Origin of the sequence: Acaryochloris marina S15, assembly GCF_018336915.1 — a bacterium.
GTDB lineage: Bacteria > Cyanobacteriota > Cyanobacteriia > Thermosynechococcales > Thermosynechococcaceae > Acaryochloris > Acaryochloris marina_A.
This window is the reverse complement of the sequence record NZ_CP064923.1, coordinates 3,551,954-3,568,570: the sequence shown is the minus strand read 5'-3', so window position 1 is coordinate 3,568,570 and position 16,617 is coordinate 3,551,954. Positions and strand designations below refer to the sequence as shown.

Annotated in this window: 12 protein-coding genes; 8 read left to right on the top strand and 4 right to left on the bottom strand. The window is 46.8% G+C overall.

What is annotated here, in order from left to right; genetic code table 11:
* Nucleotides 1-34 precede the first annotated feature (34 nt).
* Nucleotides 35-2,179, bottom strand: a complete 2,145-nt coding sequence (locus I1H34_RS16510; RefSeq protein WP_212662116.1) for a PAS domain S-box protein — start codon at nt 2,177-2,179, stop codon at nt 35-37.
* A 128-nt stretch (nt 2,180-2,307) separates the two neighbouring features.
* Nucleotides 2,308-3,438 (bottom strand): cob(I)yrinic acid a,c-diamide adenosyltransferase, encoded by a 1,131-nt coding sequence (locus tag I1H34_RS16505; RefSeq protein ID WP_212662115.1) that lies wholly within the window; start codon nt 3,436-3,438, stop codon nt 2,308-2,310.
* A gap of 786 nt (nt 3,439-4,224) precedes the next feature.
* Between I1H34_RS16505 and I1H34_RS16500 the strand changes: the two genes are divergently transcribed.
* The 6 genes from I1H34_RS16500 (at nt 4,225) to I1H34_RS16475 (ending at nt 13,507) form a co-directional block, all read left to right on the top strand.
* Complete coding sequence (locus I1H34_RS16500; RefSeq protein ID WP_212662114.1) at nt 4,225-7,683, top strand: adenylate/guanylate cyclase domain-containing protein; 3,459 nt, start codon at nt 4,225-4,227, stop codon at nt 7,681-7,683.
* Nucleotides 7,684-7,692: 9 nt separating this feature from the next.
* A complete protein-coding gene (locus tag I1H34_RS16495; protein ID WP_212662113.1) occupies nt 7,693-8,577 on the top strand; it encodes a DUF3237 domain-containing protein in 885 nt (294 codons plus the stop codon).
* 127 nt (nt 8,578-8,704) lie between these two features.
* On the top strand, nt 8,705-9,583 hold the full coding sequence (locus I1H34_RS16490; protein ID WP_212662112.1) for an encapsulin: 879 nt from the start codon (nt 8,705-8,707) through the stop codon (nt 9,581-9,583).
* A 48-nt stretch (nt 9,584-9,631) separates the two neighbouring features.
* Nucleotides 9,632-11,611, top strand: a complete 1,980-nt coding sequence (locus I1H34_RS16485) for a hydroxysqualene dehydroxylase (RefSeq protein WP_212662111.1) — start codon at nt 9,632-9,634, stop codon at nt 11,609-11,611.
* A gap of 37 nt (nt 11,612-11,648) precedes the next feature.
* The gene (locus tag I1H34_RS16480) at nt 11,649-12,701 is read left to right on the top strand and encodes a polyprenyl synthetase family protein (RefSeq protein ID WP_212662110.1); all 1,053 of its coding nucleotides are present in this window, start codon (nt 11,649-11,651) and stop codon (nt 12,699-12,701) included.
* 38 nt (nt 12,702-12,739) lie between these two features.
* Nucleotides 12,740-13,507 carry a hypothetical protein gene (locus I1H34_RS16475; RefSeq protein ID WP_212662109.1) on the top strand — a complete coding sequence of 256 codons (768 nt, stop codon included), beginning with the start codon at nt 12,740-12,742 and terminating at the stop codon, nt 13,505-13,507.
* A 14-nt stretch (nt 13,508-13,521) separates the two neighbouring features.
* Here I1H34_RS16475 and I1H34_RS16470 read toward each other — a convergent pair whose 3' ends face one another.
* Nucleotides 13,522-13,926: an NIL domain-containing protein gene (locus I1H34_RS16470; protein WP_212662108.1), complete on the bottom strand. Its 405-nt coding sequence runs from the start codon at nt 13,924-13,926 to the stop codon at nt 13,522-13,524.
* Nucleotides 13,927-14,063: 137 nt separating this feature from the next.
* Here I1H34_RS16470 and I1H34_RS16465 point away from each other — a divergent pair, with 137 nt between their 5' ends.
* On the top strand, nt 14,064-15,554 hold the full coding sequence (locus I1H34_RS16465; protein ID WP_212662107.1) for a M16 family metallopeptidase: 1,491 nt from the start codon (nt 14,064-14,066) through the stop codon (nt 15,552-15,554).
* Between the two features lie 52 nt (nt 15,555-15,606).
* On the opposite strand, the gene I1H34_RS16460 is transcribed toward I1H34_RS16465, so the two are convergent.
* Complete coding sequence (locus I1H34_RS16460) at nt 15,607-15,972, bottom strand: hypothetical protein (RefSeq protein ID WP_212662106.1); 366 nt, start codon at nt 15,970-15,972, stop codon at nt 15,607-15,609.
* 145 nt (nt 15,973-16,117) lie between these two features.
* On the opposite strand from I1H34_RS16460, the gene I1H34_RS16455 reads away from it, so the two are divergent.
* Nucleotides 16,118-16,561 (top strand): thiol-disulfide oxidoreductase DCC family protein, encoded by a 444-nt coding sequence (locus I1H34_RS16455; RefSeq protein WP_212662105.1) that lies wholly within the window; start codon nt 16,118-16,120, stop codon nt 16,559-16,561.
* Nucleotides 16,562-16,617: the final 56 nt, after the last annotated feature.

Genomic DNA, 16,617 nt, shown 5'->3' with positions numbered 1-16,617 from the left:
ATTAGGACTAAGTATGGGGGATGAAGACCAACGATTAACTGACCTCAGCTTTTTCTACTAACCAGCAAGACATCGGCAAGGCAACAAAAAAGCAGCTTCCTTGGCCCAAAACACTTTCGGCCCAGATTTTGCCACCATGTTGCTCGACAATTTTGCGGCAGATTGCTAAACCAAGACCGGTACCGCCTTTTTCTCGAGCATCTGAAGCATCTACTTGCTGGAAGCGCTCAAAAACGCTTTCCAGTTTATCAGCAGGAATGCCTTGGCCCTGGTCAATTACTTGAAACCACAGTTCGGTGTGTTTAATAGTGATGGGAAAGTGGGTGTCCTGCCCCTCTGGCGGAGAGGGACTCCCTTTGGCTCGACGCTCTTCAATTCGCAGCTCAGCTGCTAACTCAACCGTTCCACCGGGCTGGGAAAACTTAATGGCATTGCTGAGTAAATTAGTTAGAGTTTGCACCATGTAATCTGGATTGGCCCAAACCATGGTTAGGAGGGGTGTGCTTTTTAAGGTGACATTATGGTGGTACGCCATACTGCGCATTGCGTCAGTAGCATGGGTCATTAAATCCGCTGCATCGCAAAGCTGCTTATAAATCTTGGCTTGCCCTGATTCGATCCGCTGCAGGTCCAACACATCACTGACTAGGCGGACGAGGCGATCGGTATTTTGATCCGCAATATCGAGCATTTGCTGACCATCATCTGATAAATCACCCAATTGACCTGTGGCCAGTAGTTTGATCGATCCGTGGATTGAAGTTAGAGGCGTGCGTAATTCGTGACTGACTACAGAAATAAATTCGTCTTTAATGCGCTCTAGCGCTTTGCGATCGCTAATATCGCGCTGTACTACCAAAATAGACTTTTGTCCCAGTGGATCTTTAACAACCTTAAATGAGCAATCTACCGTCAGAATGGCTCCGTTTTTGCCCATGAACTCCAGTTCTTGGCGGTGACTCCCTAAGACTAGTAAATCTGAAAATTGCTGCTGGCAAAGAACCTGGGATTTAGGGGCAAACAAATTGACAAAGGGGTGACCTTCTAGCTCGGATCTCCGGTAACCTGAGCGCTCAATCACTACGGGGTTGACATGTTGAATTACCCCTTGCGTATCCAAAACATAGATAAAATCGGGTGCAGCTTCAAACAAAGACCGGAATCGCTGTTCACTTTCTTGCAAGGCTGCTGTTCGTTGCTCAACTCGCATTTCCAACTCCCGATTGAGTTGTTGTAATGCCACTTCTGCTTGCTGGCGAGCACTGACGTCTTGGGCCATGGACAGGATAGACACCAAGTTTCCCTCTCCATCAAACAGAGCGGAGCTGTACCACTCACAATCAATCAGGTCGCCTGTTTTTGTATAATTTCGGGTCAGCCGTTCCATGTCTGGATTCGAGTAGTTCGGGAAGGGATGTCCTGTCAGGTTTAAAACATGCTCTCGAAAAAGATGGAGATCGTCCGTATGAATAAACCAGTGATCAGGCCCCCGCCCCGTGACCTCTTCTGCCGACCAACCAAAAATGCGTTCTGCCTGGGCCGACCACCGTTGAATCCGACAGGCATGATCCCACTCAATCACAGCAAGGGGAGAATTTTCCACATGAAACCTGAGCTGTTGATGAGCTTGGTTCAGATCGGCCAACAGTTTGGCTTGGGCTAGAGCGATGCCCGCTTGATCCGCTAGTTGCTTAAGCAAGTCCACTTCAAAGTCTTGCCAGACTCGAGGGGCCGAGCATTGATGGGCAATCAGTAGCCCCCAAAGCTGCCCTTGGCTAATGATCGGGATAACAAGATTGGCCTTAACTTCAAATTGCCGCAGTAGATCAGCATGGCAAGGGGTAATGGGGGCTTCTTCTATATTGTTGATGACGGAAACGCGGCCATTACGATAAGACTCAATAAAGTTCGTGCCAAAACAGGTATCCACAATATTTTGGTTAATCGATTTCGACCAACCCGGTAATACTGCTTCTTGCACCACGGTTCCCGCCCCATCGGGATGGATCTGAAACATGACAACCCGATCCGCATCTAGCAGTTGCCGCACTTCAGTGACGGTGGTTTGCAGAATTTCATGTAGATCCAGGGATTGCCTAATCTTGTAGGTAACATCTGCTAACAACTGCATCCGTTGGTTGTGCTTCTCTAAGTTCATTGCGGATAACGGCAGACTCATGGATAAAAGGTTGGGATTTCTTTGCAGATTGCAGCAGTCAATTCTTCAGTTTAGGAATAAGAATCTGCCCCCATCATAAATGTCAAACGTAGGGTCTGGGCATCTATGAGCAAACTGCAACAGATTCGTTAAAAGTCTACACCGCGTTTGAGATCAACTCCTTTTTCTGCATAGTGTTTATGACAAACCATCTCTGAATGGGTACTCGCCAATTCAAAATAGGCAGGAGGGTTCTGACAGCGCCCTGTGATGATGATTTCTGTATCACGAGGTTTGCGTAAAAAAGCCTGCATGATTGGTTCTTCTGGCAGAAGTTCCAAATCAACCGTGGGATTGAGTTCATCTAAGATGATGGTTTTGTAGAGACCCGATGCGATCGCAGCTCGGGCAATTTCCCAACCCCGCTCTGCTTCTACATAATCAATCTCTTGTTGTTGACCTCGCCAAACAATGGCATCTCGGCCACAACGCTGATGATCCACTAGATTGGGATAACTTTGCTGCATGGCGGAAATGGCAGCATCTTCCGTATATCCGAGGCCACCTTTGAGCCACTGCATAATCAGGACACGATGAGATTGATCCTGGCTAATGCCACGCCCAATCGCCTGAAGGGCCTTGCCTAGAGCACTGGTGGATTTACCTTTACCTGAGCCGGTATAAATTTCAATCCCTTCAATCCCTTGGCGGGTGCCTTCATGGGAATGGGGCTTCATCTCGGAGTGGAGATCGGCAATATTGAGCAGGCCTTGGGGCGTCCCTCTACCGGTGGAGATAACCTCCAAATGGTCCGGCTTTTTGCGCAGAGATTGGACCACGTCATTTATGTCTAAGAGGCCCAAATCCAAGACTGGGTTGAGTTCATCCAGAACAACAACGGAGTAGAGCCCTGATGCGATTGCACCTTTGGCAATGTCCCATCCTCGTTGGGCTTCTTGGCGGTCAAACTTGGTGATATCGTCCGCCCCAAAGAACTCAGCTCTTCCCGTTCGCACCTGATCAATTAAGTGGGGAAAGGCACGCTGCAGAGCTTCAATGGCAGCATCTTCGGCATAGGGGCGGCCAGGACCTTTTAAAAACCGTAGTAGCAGAACACGGGTCGGAAATGCAGACGCAATACCTAAGCCAATTGAACGCAGTACAACGCCTAATGCTGCTTGTGATTTGCCTTTGCCAGCTCCGTCATAAACATGAATTTGGCCAACAATCCGTTCTGAGCGATCTTGGGCTGTATTGATACCAATCCCATTTCTGGCCATAATTACTCTGTCAGTTTCCTTTGAATGATTAAACGGTGGGTTGAACTTTTGTTGTTCCTTGATAAGGGGGCAAAATCTATCTTATAGACTAGATATCCTCTCTATGAGCCTGTAGAAGGATTTTGTTAGACGATTAGGACCAGAAGTACTCTACCTGATTCTGAAACTCTCTATATCTTAAGGGGATTGCTATCAATCTCCCAGAGAACCTCAATATAGTCCAAGCGCTTCTTCAGAGAATGTTGATTTCAGCTTTCTACTGTGACCGCTCGTCTTCAGCCCGAAAGTTACCCTGTTTTTTGGTGAAGAGAGTTACGGCACTAGGGCTACACTTTGAAGTCTTTCTATTCTAGGTTTGATAGAAAGGGTTGAAGAGATGAATATCAAAGGTCAGCTGTTACAAATGGTTATATTGATCTGGGTATTCGCAAGAGGTTGATGATATTAGAATATAGTGACCCAGCATGTGGTTTCTACGGCATGAATACCAGCTAATTCATCTAAGTTAATAGACTGTCTAATATTAAGAACCTTAAGACCTTTAAGCAAGGTATCGGTTATTGAGAAACCCCCTGCAATCGTCTTTGCCTAAATCTCACTCTATTGTCCTCCCTGCATAGCTTCTATGCTCTTTGTGTCGTGGGTGCGTTATGCTGGGATTATAGGGCGATCTAACTACGGCTAAAATCTCAATCTCTTTGACTAGACACTGACCTCAAATTTGGAGAAATATTGTAACTTTTTGAGCTTAAATACTTTCTCTCAGCAAGAGAGCCGCGACTTGAAATGAGTTTTGAAGAGATTCTAGAACAAATAATTGAGATTTTGCATCGTCGAGGTCAAGTTTCTTACAGAGCGATTAAGCGACAATTTGGCATTGATGAGCAATATTTAGAAGACATAAAATATGAGATTATCGATGTTCTAAAAATTGCAGTTGATCGCAATCAAGAAGTACTGGTCGCTCAGACTCTAGAAGCTCATCAAATTTCCTTACATAAAAATCATACTCACAAGCTGAAAACAAATATAAATACTCCATCTGAGGATGGGTGGAGTCGGGAAACAGAACGACGGCAATTAACCGTGATGTTTTGCGATTTGGTAGAGTCGTCGCCTTTAGCAGAAAGACTTGATCCTGAAGATCTCCGGGATGTTTTTTTGGCCTATCAGGAACTCTGTGCTAAGGCAATTTCGAATGCTGAAGGATACATCGCCCGGTACTTAGGCGATGGGGTCCTAATCTATTTTGGCTACCCTCGGGCCCATGAAGATGATGCCAGGAGAGCCGTTAGCAGTGGTCTACGGATATTAGAATCCCTGCAAAGACTCAATCCCAAAATCATGAAAAAGTGGGGAGAGCGTCTTTCGGTCCGTATTGGAATTCACACTGGATTGGTTGTGATTGGCGAAATGGGGGTGAAGAATGCACCTGATCCCATGGCCATTGTGGGGGCAACACCCAACATAGCGGCTCGCTTACAGTCCCTGGCCCAACCCAATACAGTCATCATTAGTGCTGCAACCCAACGTCTAGTGAAAGGGTTTTTTGAATGCCAGCAATTGGAACAACAAAAACTGAAAGGGATTTCAGATCCCATCGTGATTTTTCAGGTTCTTAAGGAAAGTAAAGCCAAAAGCAGGTTTGCTGTTGCTGAAAAGTCGGGGTTAACTCCTTTTGTTAATCGAGTTGCTGAAACAGCACTGTTGTCTGAACGGTGGCAAGAATCTATTGCTGGTCATACCCGTGCGGTTCTGCTGCAAGGAGAAGCAGGGATGGGAAAGTCTAGGTTAGTTTGGGAGATCAAAAAAAATGTTGCTCAAAACCAAGACGTATGGCTCACTGAGATTCAAGGTTCACCGTACTATCGTAATAGTGCCTTCTACCCCATTACTGAATTTTTAAAGCAAGCTACATTTAACTTTTCTCAGGATGATACATCTGCTGAGAAATTAGAAAAAATTGAACAATTCATGGGGCAATGTTCCTTGCCTCAAGGAGAATATGCCCCTTTATTTGCAAGTTTACTGGCCGTTCCCTTTGAAGAACAGTATCCGCCGTTAAACTTGACCCCTGAGCGGCAAAAACAACAAACAATTGAGGCAATGACAGCAGTTTGTTTGGCGTTAGCGAAGCAACAGCCTGTCTTACTGGTGATTGAAGATCTCCATTGGATGGATGCTTCGACCCTCGATGCCATTACTTATTTTTTGGATCATATTCGAGATCATCGCTTACTCATTTTATTAACCTGTCGTCCTGAATTTACGTCGTCTTGGCATACTTATCCTCACCTTCACTCTTTGAAGCTCGATAGCCTAGGACGGGAAGAAATTCAGGTGATGGTTGAGCAAACGGCTCAGGAGAAATCCCTGCCCCAGTCCCTTGTCCAACAAATTGTGCAGAAAACAGATGGCATTCCCCTATTTGTGGAGGAATTGACGAAAACGGTTCTAGAAGCAGATGTTAATGAAAGCCCTGCCTTAAACCGTTCTAGTGATGACAATGTCGCGCTGGCAATTCCGACAACGTTGCATGACTCTTTGATTGAGCGCCTGGATCGTCTGTCTGTTGTGAAGGAAGTGGCTCAACTCGGCTCGACCTTAGGACGTGAATTTGACTATGAATTGTTAGAAGAGGTGTCTCAGTGGAATCAAGCCACTCTACGCAATGGTCTGAATCAACTGGTTGAATCGGGACTCCTCTATCAAGAAGGGTCTCCCCCTTTTGCTAAGTATCAATTTAAACATGCACTGATCCAGGATGCGGCTTACCAATCTTTAGTGAAAATACGTCGGCAAGCTTACCATCAGCGCATTGCCTATACCCTGGAGCGACGCAGGGATGATCAAGGAACAATTCGCCCAGAGCTGTTGGCCTATCACTTCACGGAAGCGGGGCTTCTGCATATTGCCATCCAATATTGGTTACAGGCTGGACAACGAGATTTAGAGCAAGCCGCGAATTCGGAAGCGATCGCACATCTGATACGAGGGCTTGAATTACTTGACGGTCTTTCTGATAACAACGAACGAGATGGATTGGAACTGAAGATACAGCTTTGCCTTGCTCCCGCCTTTATGGCGATTAAAGGTTGGGCGTCTGTAGAAGTTGAACAAACCTGTCTTCGCGCAAAGGTACTCAGCCTAAAAACTGAAGACCAGCAAAGTCAATCTAAGGCTTTATGGGGACTGTGGACGAATTACTTTCTCCGTGGCCAAATGGATGAAGCCCTTGAGGCTGGAGGAGAAGTATGGCAGAGAGCTCAACTCGCTGATCAACCGATCATGCATGAGATGGCTTGCCATGCAGTGGGCTATACCCAGTTTTATCGGGGTGAATATGTTGATGCCAGAGAGGTCGCTAATGAAGGGTTAACCAGATTTGAGTTTGAAGCAGAGCAACATTTAGTATTTGAAACCCAGCTTTCTTCCGCAGTATGTATACACATGTTTCTGGCAGGCAGCCTTTGGATGTTGGGCTATCCAGATGAGTTGCCCAAACAGGTAGAAACTGCTATGGAACTTGCCCAAAACCTGAACCACCTTCCCAATAAAGCTTATGCCTTAGGTGCTAGCTTGCATCAGTATCATCTGACTCGTAACTTGCCCTTAGTTGAAGAAAAATCAGCAGAATTACTGGATATCTCCCGCACAGAAGGGTTTCTATTGTGGATTCCTGTGGCGATGCTCTTTCATGGATGGTCAATTGCTTGGCAAGGGAAAACTCAAGATGGTCTGCAGGAAATGATCGAAGGGTTGGAGTTATTTAAGAACACTGGAACTTCAGTTATTTTTCCACAAGTTATGGGGATGTTGGCGGAGGTTTATTGGTTGTCTGAGCGTTTTGAGGAAGCCTTTCAAGCATTAGAAGCAGGAATTCAAGAGGCGACAACTCGGAATGAGCATCATATGGAGCCTGAGTTATATCGTTTGAAAGCTGAGTTTTTATGGCAACAATTCAGTCAAACTCAACCCATACTCAAGGCTTCTGATGTCAGCATCGTGAAAGACTGCTTTAAAAAAGCCACATCCCTTGCCCGTAAACAAAATTCGATCATGTTGGAACTTAGAGCTGTTCTTGGCCTAGGTCGTTTTTGGCTTTCCCAGGGTAGCGTGAACGCAGCTCGGGAATGTACCTCCGAAATTTATAATCGGTTTACGGAAAGCTTGGGTACGCCTGACCTTAGTCAAGTCCGTATTTTTCTAGATGAATTAGAAAGCTCTGTCTCTTTAGAGGGATGATAGGTTCTCATGGAAGTTTGCCAGGATGGGTTAAAGCTTTGGTATGGAACGGAGGATGCTCCAGCATCTGAGAGCTTTATAGCAACTAGGCAAGGCATCTCTATTACAGTTGGGGTTTATCCACTACATCCGGCAAATAAGGTTACCGTCTATTATCGTTCAAATAAAAATAGACTGGTTCAATCCACTGCTGGTGTACTTCGCCACTCTGATTATGTCGCTGCAAAGCAATACTTCTCAGTTCATTTCCTGTCATTATTGGAACCCCAAAAAGTAGAGTATTTGGTAACCCTATCTTGTGCAGGACGGCAAGTACCCAATGTTTGCAACACGCAGCAATTTCCTTCCTCCTTTGTTATCAATGATTTGCCATCGTCATTAACTACTCCTCAATCCACATCAAAAACTCCAACCAGTAAGTCATCGCAGTTTCATCGATTCCCATGTAATTTAAATTATCTTGCTACTGTGCAAGTTCAGTTACAAGAGCCTCCTGAAATTATTGGAGAAACTCCGGAGGGCTTGAAGGTCAACTGGTCCATCAAGGCAGGACAGGTGAATGGTCCAAAGTTAAATGCCATTTTTGGTCCACAAGGGGGAGACCATATGACTATTCGTCATGATGGAATCGGTATTGTAGGGGCTTATGCCACACTTCAAACGGTTGATGGAGCCCTGATTCAAACAAGATATTCAGGGGTTTTTGAATTAGGACAAAAGGGATATCAAAATTTCCTTAAGCAACAATGGCTCAATGCCCCTCCACTGAGAGTAACCCCTCGATTCTTAACTGAGCATCCAAAGTATAAATGGCTAAATCGACTCCAGTGCATCGGAATTGGGGAAGTGCAAATGTCAGATTTACTCGTAATTTATGATTTGTATGCCCTCTAGTTTGTTGTAAACTTTTGGCAATTCCATTTTGTTTATATGATCTGATTTTCTGCACTGGGTTTTCTACTAATAACTGTGTTGTGCAAGCAGTTAGCTTATCTTTCGATATATAGGATATTCAGCCCCTATGAGCTCTCAAATTGACTGGACTTCTGAGCAGTGGAATCAGATACAACAGCTTGTTGCTGATGAGGTGAGTAAGGTTAGTGTTGCGGGATCATTTCTAGCTTGTTGCGGTCCCCTTGAACAAAGTGCCACTGTGGTTCGCAGCCAAACACTAATTGAAGTTGAACCTGAAGAAGATCCCATATCCGAGGATCTAGTACTAGATCCTATTAAAGTTGACGATATTGATACGCTAAGGCTTTGGACGTTGTCTGTTTACATTGAGCTGAAACAGCGTCAGCTAGCTGAAGAGAATTTAATCGGTGCAATTTCTGTATTTCGGCGAGCAGCTAATTTATTAGCACGTTCAGAAGATGCAATCATTTTTAATGGCCTACCTCAGGCTGACCCAACCAATCAACAATTGAAGGTTGCTAGAAGCCCCATTTTGTGTAGAGTGAAGGGCGGTCAACAAGCAGATGGGCTTGTGGATAGATCGTCATATGATCCAATTTCGGGTTCTACGGGTGAGCGGCTTGTTATTAATATTGCGGGTGCGATCGCAAACCTTGAGTCAAGTGGGCATCTGGGTCCGTTTGCTTGCATCCTAGGTCAAGGTGCGTTTGTTGAGGCAAATACCCCAAATGACTCTCTTGTGCTACCCAAAGATCGCATTGAGCCTTTGTTAGGTACACAGCTCTTACGTTCCAGTACATTACAAGATTATCAAGTTGTGGTCGTTTCTTTAGCGGGTGATCCCATTGATTTAGTCGTGGCCACTTCCCCCACCGTGCAATTTTTAAATGTCAATAACGAGGCGAGATATCTGTTCCGAGTCTATGAGAAATTTGTGCTGAGAGTGAAGGAAGAAGGTGCCGTGAGTGCCTTTTCTTTGTCCTAAGCCCAAATTTTGATCCCCATCCTCCCTCATAGCTAGACAGGAAACATCATGCAAAAGAAGGTTGTGATCCTTGGTGGCGGCGTTGCCGGACTGAGTGCCGCCCATGAGCTGATTGAACGAGGGTTTGCCGTAGAAGTATACGAAGCCAAGAAGATTCCGGGGGGTAAGGCCCGCAGTATTCCTGTGCCCAATACAGGGGGCATGGGACCCAATGGCCCTCGGAAGCCACTACCTGGGGAACATGGCTTCCGATTTTTCCCCCGCTTCTACAAGCATATTGTCGATACAATGGCGCGGATTCCTTACGGGAAAGACAAAACCGTTGCCGATAATTTGGTCGATACTACGCGGGTCGAAATGGCTCGCTATGGTCAGCGTCCCATTGTGTTTCCATCCCGCTCTCCTCGCACCTTTTCAGATGTCCAGGAAATTCTCAATGAGTTTCCAACCATCTTTGGACCTGACTTTGGAGTTTCTCCCGAAGAAATTGCGTTTTTCGGCACCAAGGTCTGGCAAATCATTACCTCCTGTGAAGAACGGCGCTTAGCGGAGTATGAGAAAGAAGACTGGTGGGAGTTTGTAGAAGCAGACCATCGTTCCCCGGCCTATCAGAAAATTTTTGGTCATGGCATTACTCGCTCCTTGGTCGCAGCAAAAGCCCACCTGGCGAGTACCAAAACGATTGGTGATATTTTTGTCCAGCTCCTGTTTGATTTAGTAGAGCCGGGACCGAGTAGCGATCGCGTGCTCAATGCACCCACCAACGATGCCTGGATCAATCCTTGGCTGGCCTACTTAATTCAACAAGGGGTGCAATATCATCTGGAGGCCAAGGTCTTAGCCATTGACTGTGTAAATGGCCTGATTCAGGGGGTCACGATTGAAACAGAGGGACAAACCTTTCAGGCCCAAGGGGACTATTACATTGCTGCAGTCCCGATCGAACGCATGGCGGAGCTGGTTACCGACAGTATTAAAACGGCGGATCCAGAATTAGGCAAGCTCCATCAGCTCAGTGAAGGCGGGGTGTCCTGGATGAATGGCATCCAACTGTATTTAACAGAGGATGTGCCCCTGTCCCATGGTCATGCGATTTATGTGGATTCTCCCTGGGCGCTCACGTCCATTTCCCAACGACAGTTCTGGCCTGGGGTTGATTTTAATCAGTATGCGGATGGCCGAATTAAAGGCATCATCTCTGTTGATATCTCCGAGTGGGATGAACCAGGTCTCAACGGTAAAACTGCCAAGGAATGTACCCGGGAAGAAGTCAAAAATGAGGTCTGGGCACAACTCAAAAAGAGTATCAATATCCACGGTCAAGAAATTCTCAAAGACGAATTTTTAGACCATTGGTTTTTGGATCCCGCCATTTATCTCGTAGAAGGGGAAGGAGACACGAATGAAGAACCACTCCTAGTCAATTTAATTAATACTTGGTCGAAGCGCCCTGATGCCGTGACGGATATTCCCAATCTGTTTCTCGCTTCTGATTACGTCCGCACCTATACGGATCTAGCGACGATGGAAGGAGCCAATGAAGCGGCCCGTCGGGCTGTCAATGGCATTATTGCTGCTGCAAAAGCAGATGTTCCCCCGTGCAAGACTTGGAAACTGCATGAGCAAGAAATTTTTGAACCTTGGCGAGTGATCGATCGCATTCGATTTCATCAGGGCTTACCCTGGGATGACAGTTTGGTGCGATGGGGGTTATCGGTTCTCAGACTGGCCCACCAAGGAGGCCGCATTCTAGAACAGTTGTTAGGAGTCACCATTGATCAGCCCCTAGAAAAATTAGGTAACCCCCTTTATGCAGTCGGCACTCAAGGATTTGACAACGTTGAATTGCGGCAAGAGCTGATGGAAGTGGTGCAAAAGTCGGTGTTAGATATTGTGGTGCGGATGGCCGAGTCCCAAACTATGCCTGAAACAATCCCTAACTTAGCTACTCTCCAAACATTATCAGAACACCCCCAACCCTCTCCTGCTCAGCCGCGCTCTGGAAAAGTCCGCATCATTCCTGAGTGATGAATAGTCTCATTCCCTACCCGTTAAGAGGTGCCTTGTGCCCCTAGCTGCCCTTGCCCCTCAGGATCTAGAGACCCTTCAGGTCCATCTCGGTCATTACCGAGACGTGACTTTGGCCGCTTTGTTGGCTGTGATTCCGACGGGAGAACCCCAACGCTATCTGTATGAGCCGTTAAAAAGACATCTCTCTCATATGGGTAAGGGATTGCGACCCGCCTTGTGTATGGCGACCTGTCAGGCCTTTGGGGGAACTGAAGAACAGTCTCTCAAATCAGCCGTTGCCTTAGAAATGATTCACAATGCTTTCCTAGTTCATGATGATGTGGAAGATAACAGTGAATGTCGTCATCGGATGCCCACCATGCAGGCTGAGCAGGGGGTGCCCATCGCCGTTAATATTGGCGATGCCATGAATGCCTTAAGCCTGAGATTGGTACGGGAGAATATCCCCTTGCTGGGCCATCAACTGACCCAACGGATCTATGAAGAATTTGAGCATTTGATGTTGAAATCCCTGGAGGGGCAAGCTTCAGAACTGGGCTGGGTACGGGACAATCGCTGTGATGTCACTGAGACCGACTACCTGCAGATGATTTTGAACAAAACCTGTTGGTATAGCTTTATGCATCCCTGCCGGATTGGCGGCTTGATTGCCTCCAAGGACACCCTAGACCTCGATCGGTTCAATAAATTTGGATACTTTATGGGGGCTGCCTTTCAGATTCAGGATGATGTGCTTAATTTGGTGGGGGATTCTCAACGGTATGGCAAAGAAATTGGTGGCGATATTTGGGAGGGGAAGCGAACGTTGATGTTAGTGCACCTATTTAAACAGGGCACCCCTTCGGAGCGAAATATGTTGCAATTCTTTATGGACAAGCCTCGAGATGAACGGTCTGAAGATGAGGTGAGCTGGGTGATTCAACGAATGCAGGATTATGGCAGTATTGCCTATGCGATCGCAGTCGCCCATCAGTTTGCCGAAGCAGCCTTAGCAGAATTCTCAGTGGCCTATGGCGATGCCCCCGACTCTGAAGAGAAAGCGTTTATCCCCAAATTGATTCACTATATGATTAGCCGCAATCTGTAGGACCGCTGGTTTTGAGTAGCAAGTAGAGGACAGTCAAGATGAAACAGTATCGACGCAAACCCCTCCAGCTCATCGACCAAGGGCTACCCGCATCGATCCGTGGCCTTCTGGATCAAGTTGGGACTCTCCCTCCTACCGTCTCTGAAATGGGAGGGCTACCTGCTGAACCAGAAGCACTCACAGAACCTGTTGCAGAAGTTATTCAGCCTATGATGGGCGGAACTGAAACAATACCGACTCCTGAAGCCCTTGTACAGCAAGCTGCTGCTATCCTTGATAACGATCTAACGACGCCCTTACAGTCAGCCCAGACCATTGCCTCTCCTCTAGATCTAGGAAATACGACTCCCTCTGGACCCACCAGCTATTCTGTTCCAGGCTTAGTAGGGGAAATGCATGAGTTTGTGAATGAATTAGCTAATCTACTCTCCCTCAAATCAGATTGGACGGGAGGGGTGTCAGAACAAGCACCATCGAGCGAGGCTAGTGTCCCTTTACTGCAGTCGGCTCATCCCAGCCATGTTGGAGAGACAGTCCAGATCGCATTTAAGGTTCACAATGATAGCGAAGAACCCATTCAGGCCAAGTTCTTTTGCACCGATCTATATGGTTGTGACGGCGATCTGATTTCTCAGCAGGCCATCTCTATTGCCCCTAACCCTCTAAGCCTTGCATCCGACGCAACAGGTTCAATTAGTATTTCTATTCAACTTCCCCAGCATTTACCCAACGGCGAGTATTCAGGGGTTTTGATGGCAGCGGGGTTATCTTACCTAAAAGCGATGGTTTCGGTGATAGTGATTTAAAGAGTAACCATCCATCAAAAGTTAGTAGAAATTGCCTGTACTGGACAAGTAGGAACACATTGTTCACAGACGATGCAGCGAGATCGAGTGAAGTTCAGCAAAAAAGATTTGGGGTCAAGGGTAAGGGCCTGGGTGGGGCATATCCCTGTACATAAACCGCAGTGAACACAGCTATCTTCATCAATCAGAATTTCGCGATTAGACGAAGACACATCAATATTTTGAGACAGCATCCAATCAATGGCGGCATCAAGCTGGTCAATATCCCCCGCTAATTCCACCACCAACTTACCAATTTGATTTGGGGCAACCTGGGCACGAATAATGTTTGCCGCCACATTGAACTCCTTTGCCAATCGATAGGTGACTGGGACAGGAACGGCTCGCCGAGGGAACGTAAGAGTAACGCGCTTTTTCACAGGCGAACGATTCAGGCAACAACAAGGGCACTTTTAATTGTAAAGCAGGTCAAAAGGATATAAATTCACCCATCGTCTCGTAAAAGTTTAGGCTAATCTGTTAGAGATGAGCTGTCCATAGGAAAAGCACGTTAACCATGCCCAACGTCCAACGTAACCGATTTCTACGTAGAACCCTACAGCGGTTGATCGCCTTTGCAGTCATTCCCCTCTTGCTAGTCATTGGTTCGATTCGTCCGGGCACGGCAGCCACAGCTAAACACTATACAGAATTGGAGTTCCCGGCCCTTCCTGAGGTAACCATTCCAGAATATAGCCGTTTCCAGTTGGATAACGGTTTAACCGTTTACTTAATGGAAAATCACGAGTTGCCCTTGGTAAATGGCATTGCCCGTATGCGGACGGGGTCACGGCTTGAGCCTGCCGAAAAAGTGGGATTGGCTGATATCGTTGGCACCGTGATGCGGACGGGAGGGACCAAACAGCACCCCTCCGAGCAGCTTAACCAAATGCTAGAGCAACGGGCAGCATCTGTGGAGACTGGAATTAGTACTGCTTCCGGTAGTGCATCCTTTGCCGCCCTGAGTGAAGATTTAGACACCGTCTTCGGTTTATTCTCAGAAGTGATTCGTGAACCTGCGTTTGAAAAAGACAAGCTTGTTCTCGCCAAGACCCAACGTCGAGGAAACATCGCCCGCCGTAATGATGATCCTGACAGTATTACAGGCCGAGAATTCAAAAAGCTGATTTATGGGGGAGAAAGCCCCTATGCGCGCACCCAAGAATATCAAACCCTCGACAATATTTCCCAAACCGATGTTGAATCCTTTTACCAACAGAACTTCCACCCCAATTGCATGATTTTGGGAATTGTGGGAGACTTCGATCCTGCCGCCATGACTCAGCGGATCAAAAAAGAATTTGGGGATTGGCCTGCGATACCTGAGCGAGATGAAACACCTCCAGCACCGAGTGCAGAGCAAATAAAAGCCGGGGAGACGTTTGTCGTTGATCAGCCTCAACTATCCCAAAGCAATGTTCAAATCGGTCATTTGGGCGGTCAGTTTGATAACCCTGATATTTTCTCGTTATTGGTAATGAATGAGGCTCTCAACAGCTTTGGGGGACGGTTGTTTAACGAAGTACGATCTCGCCAGGGATTGGCCTATTCCGTTTATGCCGTATGGAGTGCTCGCTACGATTACCCAGGGCTATTTATTTCTGGGGGGCAGACGCGTTCTGAAGCAACGGTTCCATTTATCAAAGCGGTGATGGGTGAACTGCAAAAGGTACGCGAAGCGCCTTTATCTAATGATGAGCTTCAACAGGCCAAGGACTCCATCCTCAACTCTTTTGTCTTCAACTTTCAGGACCCAGGCCAAACCTTGTCTCGTTTAATGCGGTACGAGTACTTTGGCTATCCCGATGATTTTATCTTTCAATATCAGCGAGCCGTCAAAACCATGACTGCTGAAAAAGTTCAGGCTGCAGCGAAGAAATATCTGCAGCCTGAACAGATTGTTACTTTAGTCGTGGGGAACCGCTCAGCGATCCAACCCTCACTAGAAGAGTTAGGAAAAACAGTGACACCGATTGATATCACGATTCCCCAACCTGTTGCTTCTTGATTTTCTAGGGATTTAGCCTACACATAACGTCTCTAGGACGTTATGTGTACCCTTAATTATCAGGGGCTGGTTCTGCCTCGCTGGCTTCACTAGCGTCGGCATTGGGTGAGTCGGTTTCTGCTTCAGCGACGGTTTCTGTGGCCTCAGCTACGGCTCCTTCTTCTTCTGTAGTCGTTTCTGCAATTGCTTCTTCTGGAGTTTCCACGGGTTCGGGCTCTTCCACCTTTGCTGAAGGCCTGGGACCACGCATCAAAGCTAGGGGAACAGCAGGCTTTCTCTTTTCTCTGTCTTTATTGTTTCGACCTTTTCCACGTCCATCTTTACGGCCCTTCTGAATTTGTTTTTTGTCATCGCCTGTTTGGCCTTCAGTCTGGGCACGCTTTTCTAATTCAGACTTCTTAATCGGTCGCTCAGCCATTGTTCAACTAGCATAGGTGTAACTTGCAGATCCTACCTCGAAAGCTGCCGTTCCTGCTAAAGGATATGTCTGAACCCTCAAGACAGCCCTATGCTAATGCCAAAGCAGCCATGTTAGATTCAAAATAGGTTCTTTGAGCAACAGCATGGCGACACCGCAACTTTCAAATCAGACGGCCAGCCAGCCGGTCTCTATTCAGCAGCCCATTGTGTTTTTTGATGGGGAATGTGTGATGTGTAATGGCTTTGTCGACATCCTACTGAAAGTCGATCCTCTAGGAACCATCCTGATTGCCCCTTTACAGGGTCAAACAGCCAGACAGTATTTACCCCCATTGCCCATAGATCGGGAAGCCTGGTCGATTTACTATCGGGATGAGAGTGAGCTGTACGATCAGTCCGATGCGTTTATTCAAGTCTGTAAGCGTTTGGGTGGTGTTTGGTCAGTCTTCAATGCTATTAGTTTGATTCCGCGAACAGGTCGCGATCGCATTTATCGTTTCATTGCTTGTAATCGTTATCGCCTATTTGGACGACGAGCCACCTGCCGCATGCCCAGTGAATCAGAACGGAAACGGTTTCTCCCCTAAGTCTTTCTAGCCCCTCAAATACTTCAAATTGAGGTGCAAACTCTTGTGTAGGCCCG

Bases quoted from the DNA above. Each gene is read 5' to 3' on its own strand.
- I1H34_RS16510 (WP_212662116.1), bottom strand. From the start codon at position 2,179: ATGAGTCTGCCGTTATCCGCAATGAACTTAGAGAAGCACAACCAACGG.
- I1H34_RS16505 (WP_212662115.1), bottom strand. From the start codon at position 3,438: ATGGCCAGAAATGGGATTGGTATCAATACAGCCCAAGATCGCTCAGAA.
- I1H34_RS16500 (WP_212662114.1), top strand. From the start codon at position 4,225: ATGAGTTTTGAAGAGATTCTAGAACAAATAATTGAGATTTTGCATCGT.
- I1H34_RS16495 (WP_212662113.1), top strand. From the start codon at position 7,693: ATGGAAGTTTGCCAGGATGGGTTAAAGCTTTGGTATGGAACGGAGGAT.
- I1H34_RS16490 (WP_212662112.1), top strand. From the start codon at position 8,705: ATGAGCTCTCAAATTGACTGGACTTCTGAGCAGTGGAATCAGATACAA.
- I1H34_RS16485 (WP_212662111.1), top strand. From the start codon at position 9,632: ATGCAAAAGAAGGTTGTGATCCTTGGTGGCGGCGTTGCCGGACTGAGT.
- I1H34_RS16475 (WP_212662109.1), top strand. From the start codon at position 12,740: ATGAAACAGTATCGACGCAAACCCCTCCAGCTCATCGACCAAGGGCTA.
- I1H34_RS16465 (WP_212662107.1), top strand. From the start codon at position 14,064: ATGCCCAACGTCCAACGTAACCGATTTCTACGTAGAACCCTACAGCGG.
- I1H34_RS16460 (WP_212662106.1), bottom strand. From the start codon at position 15,972: ATGGCTGAGCGACCGATTAAGAAGTCTGAATTAGAAAAGCGTGCCCAG.
- I1H34_RS16455 (WP_212662105.1), top strand. From the start codon at position 16,118: ATGGCGACACCGCAACTTTCAAATCAGACGGCCAGCCAGCCGGTCTCT.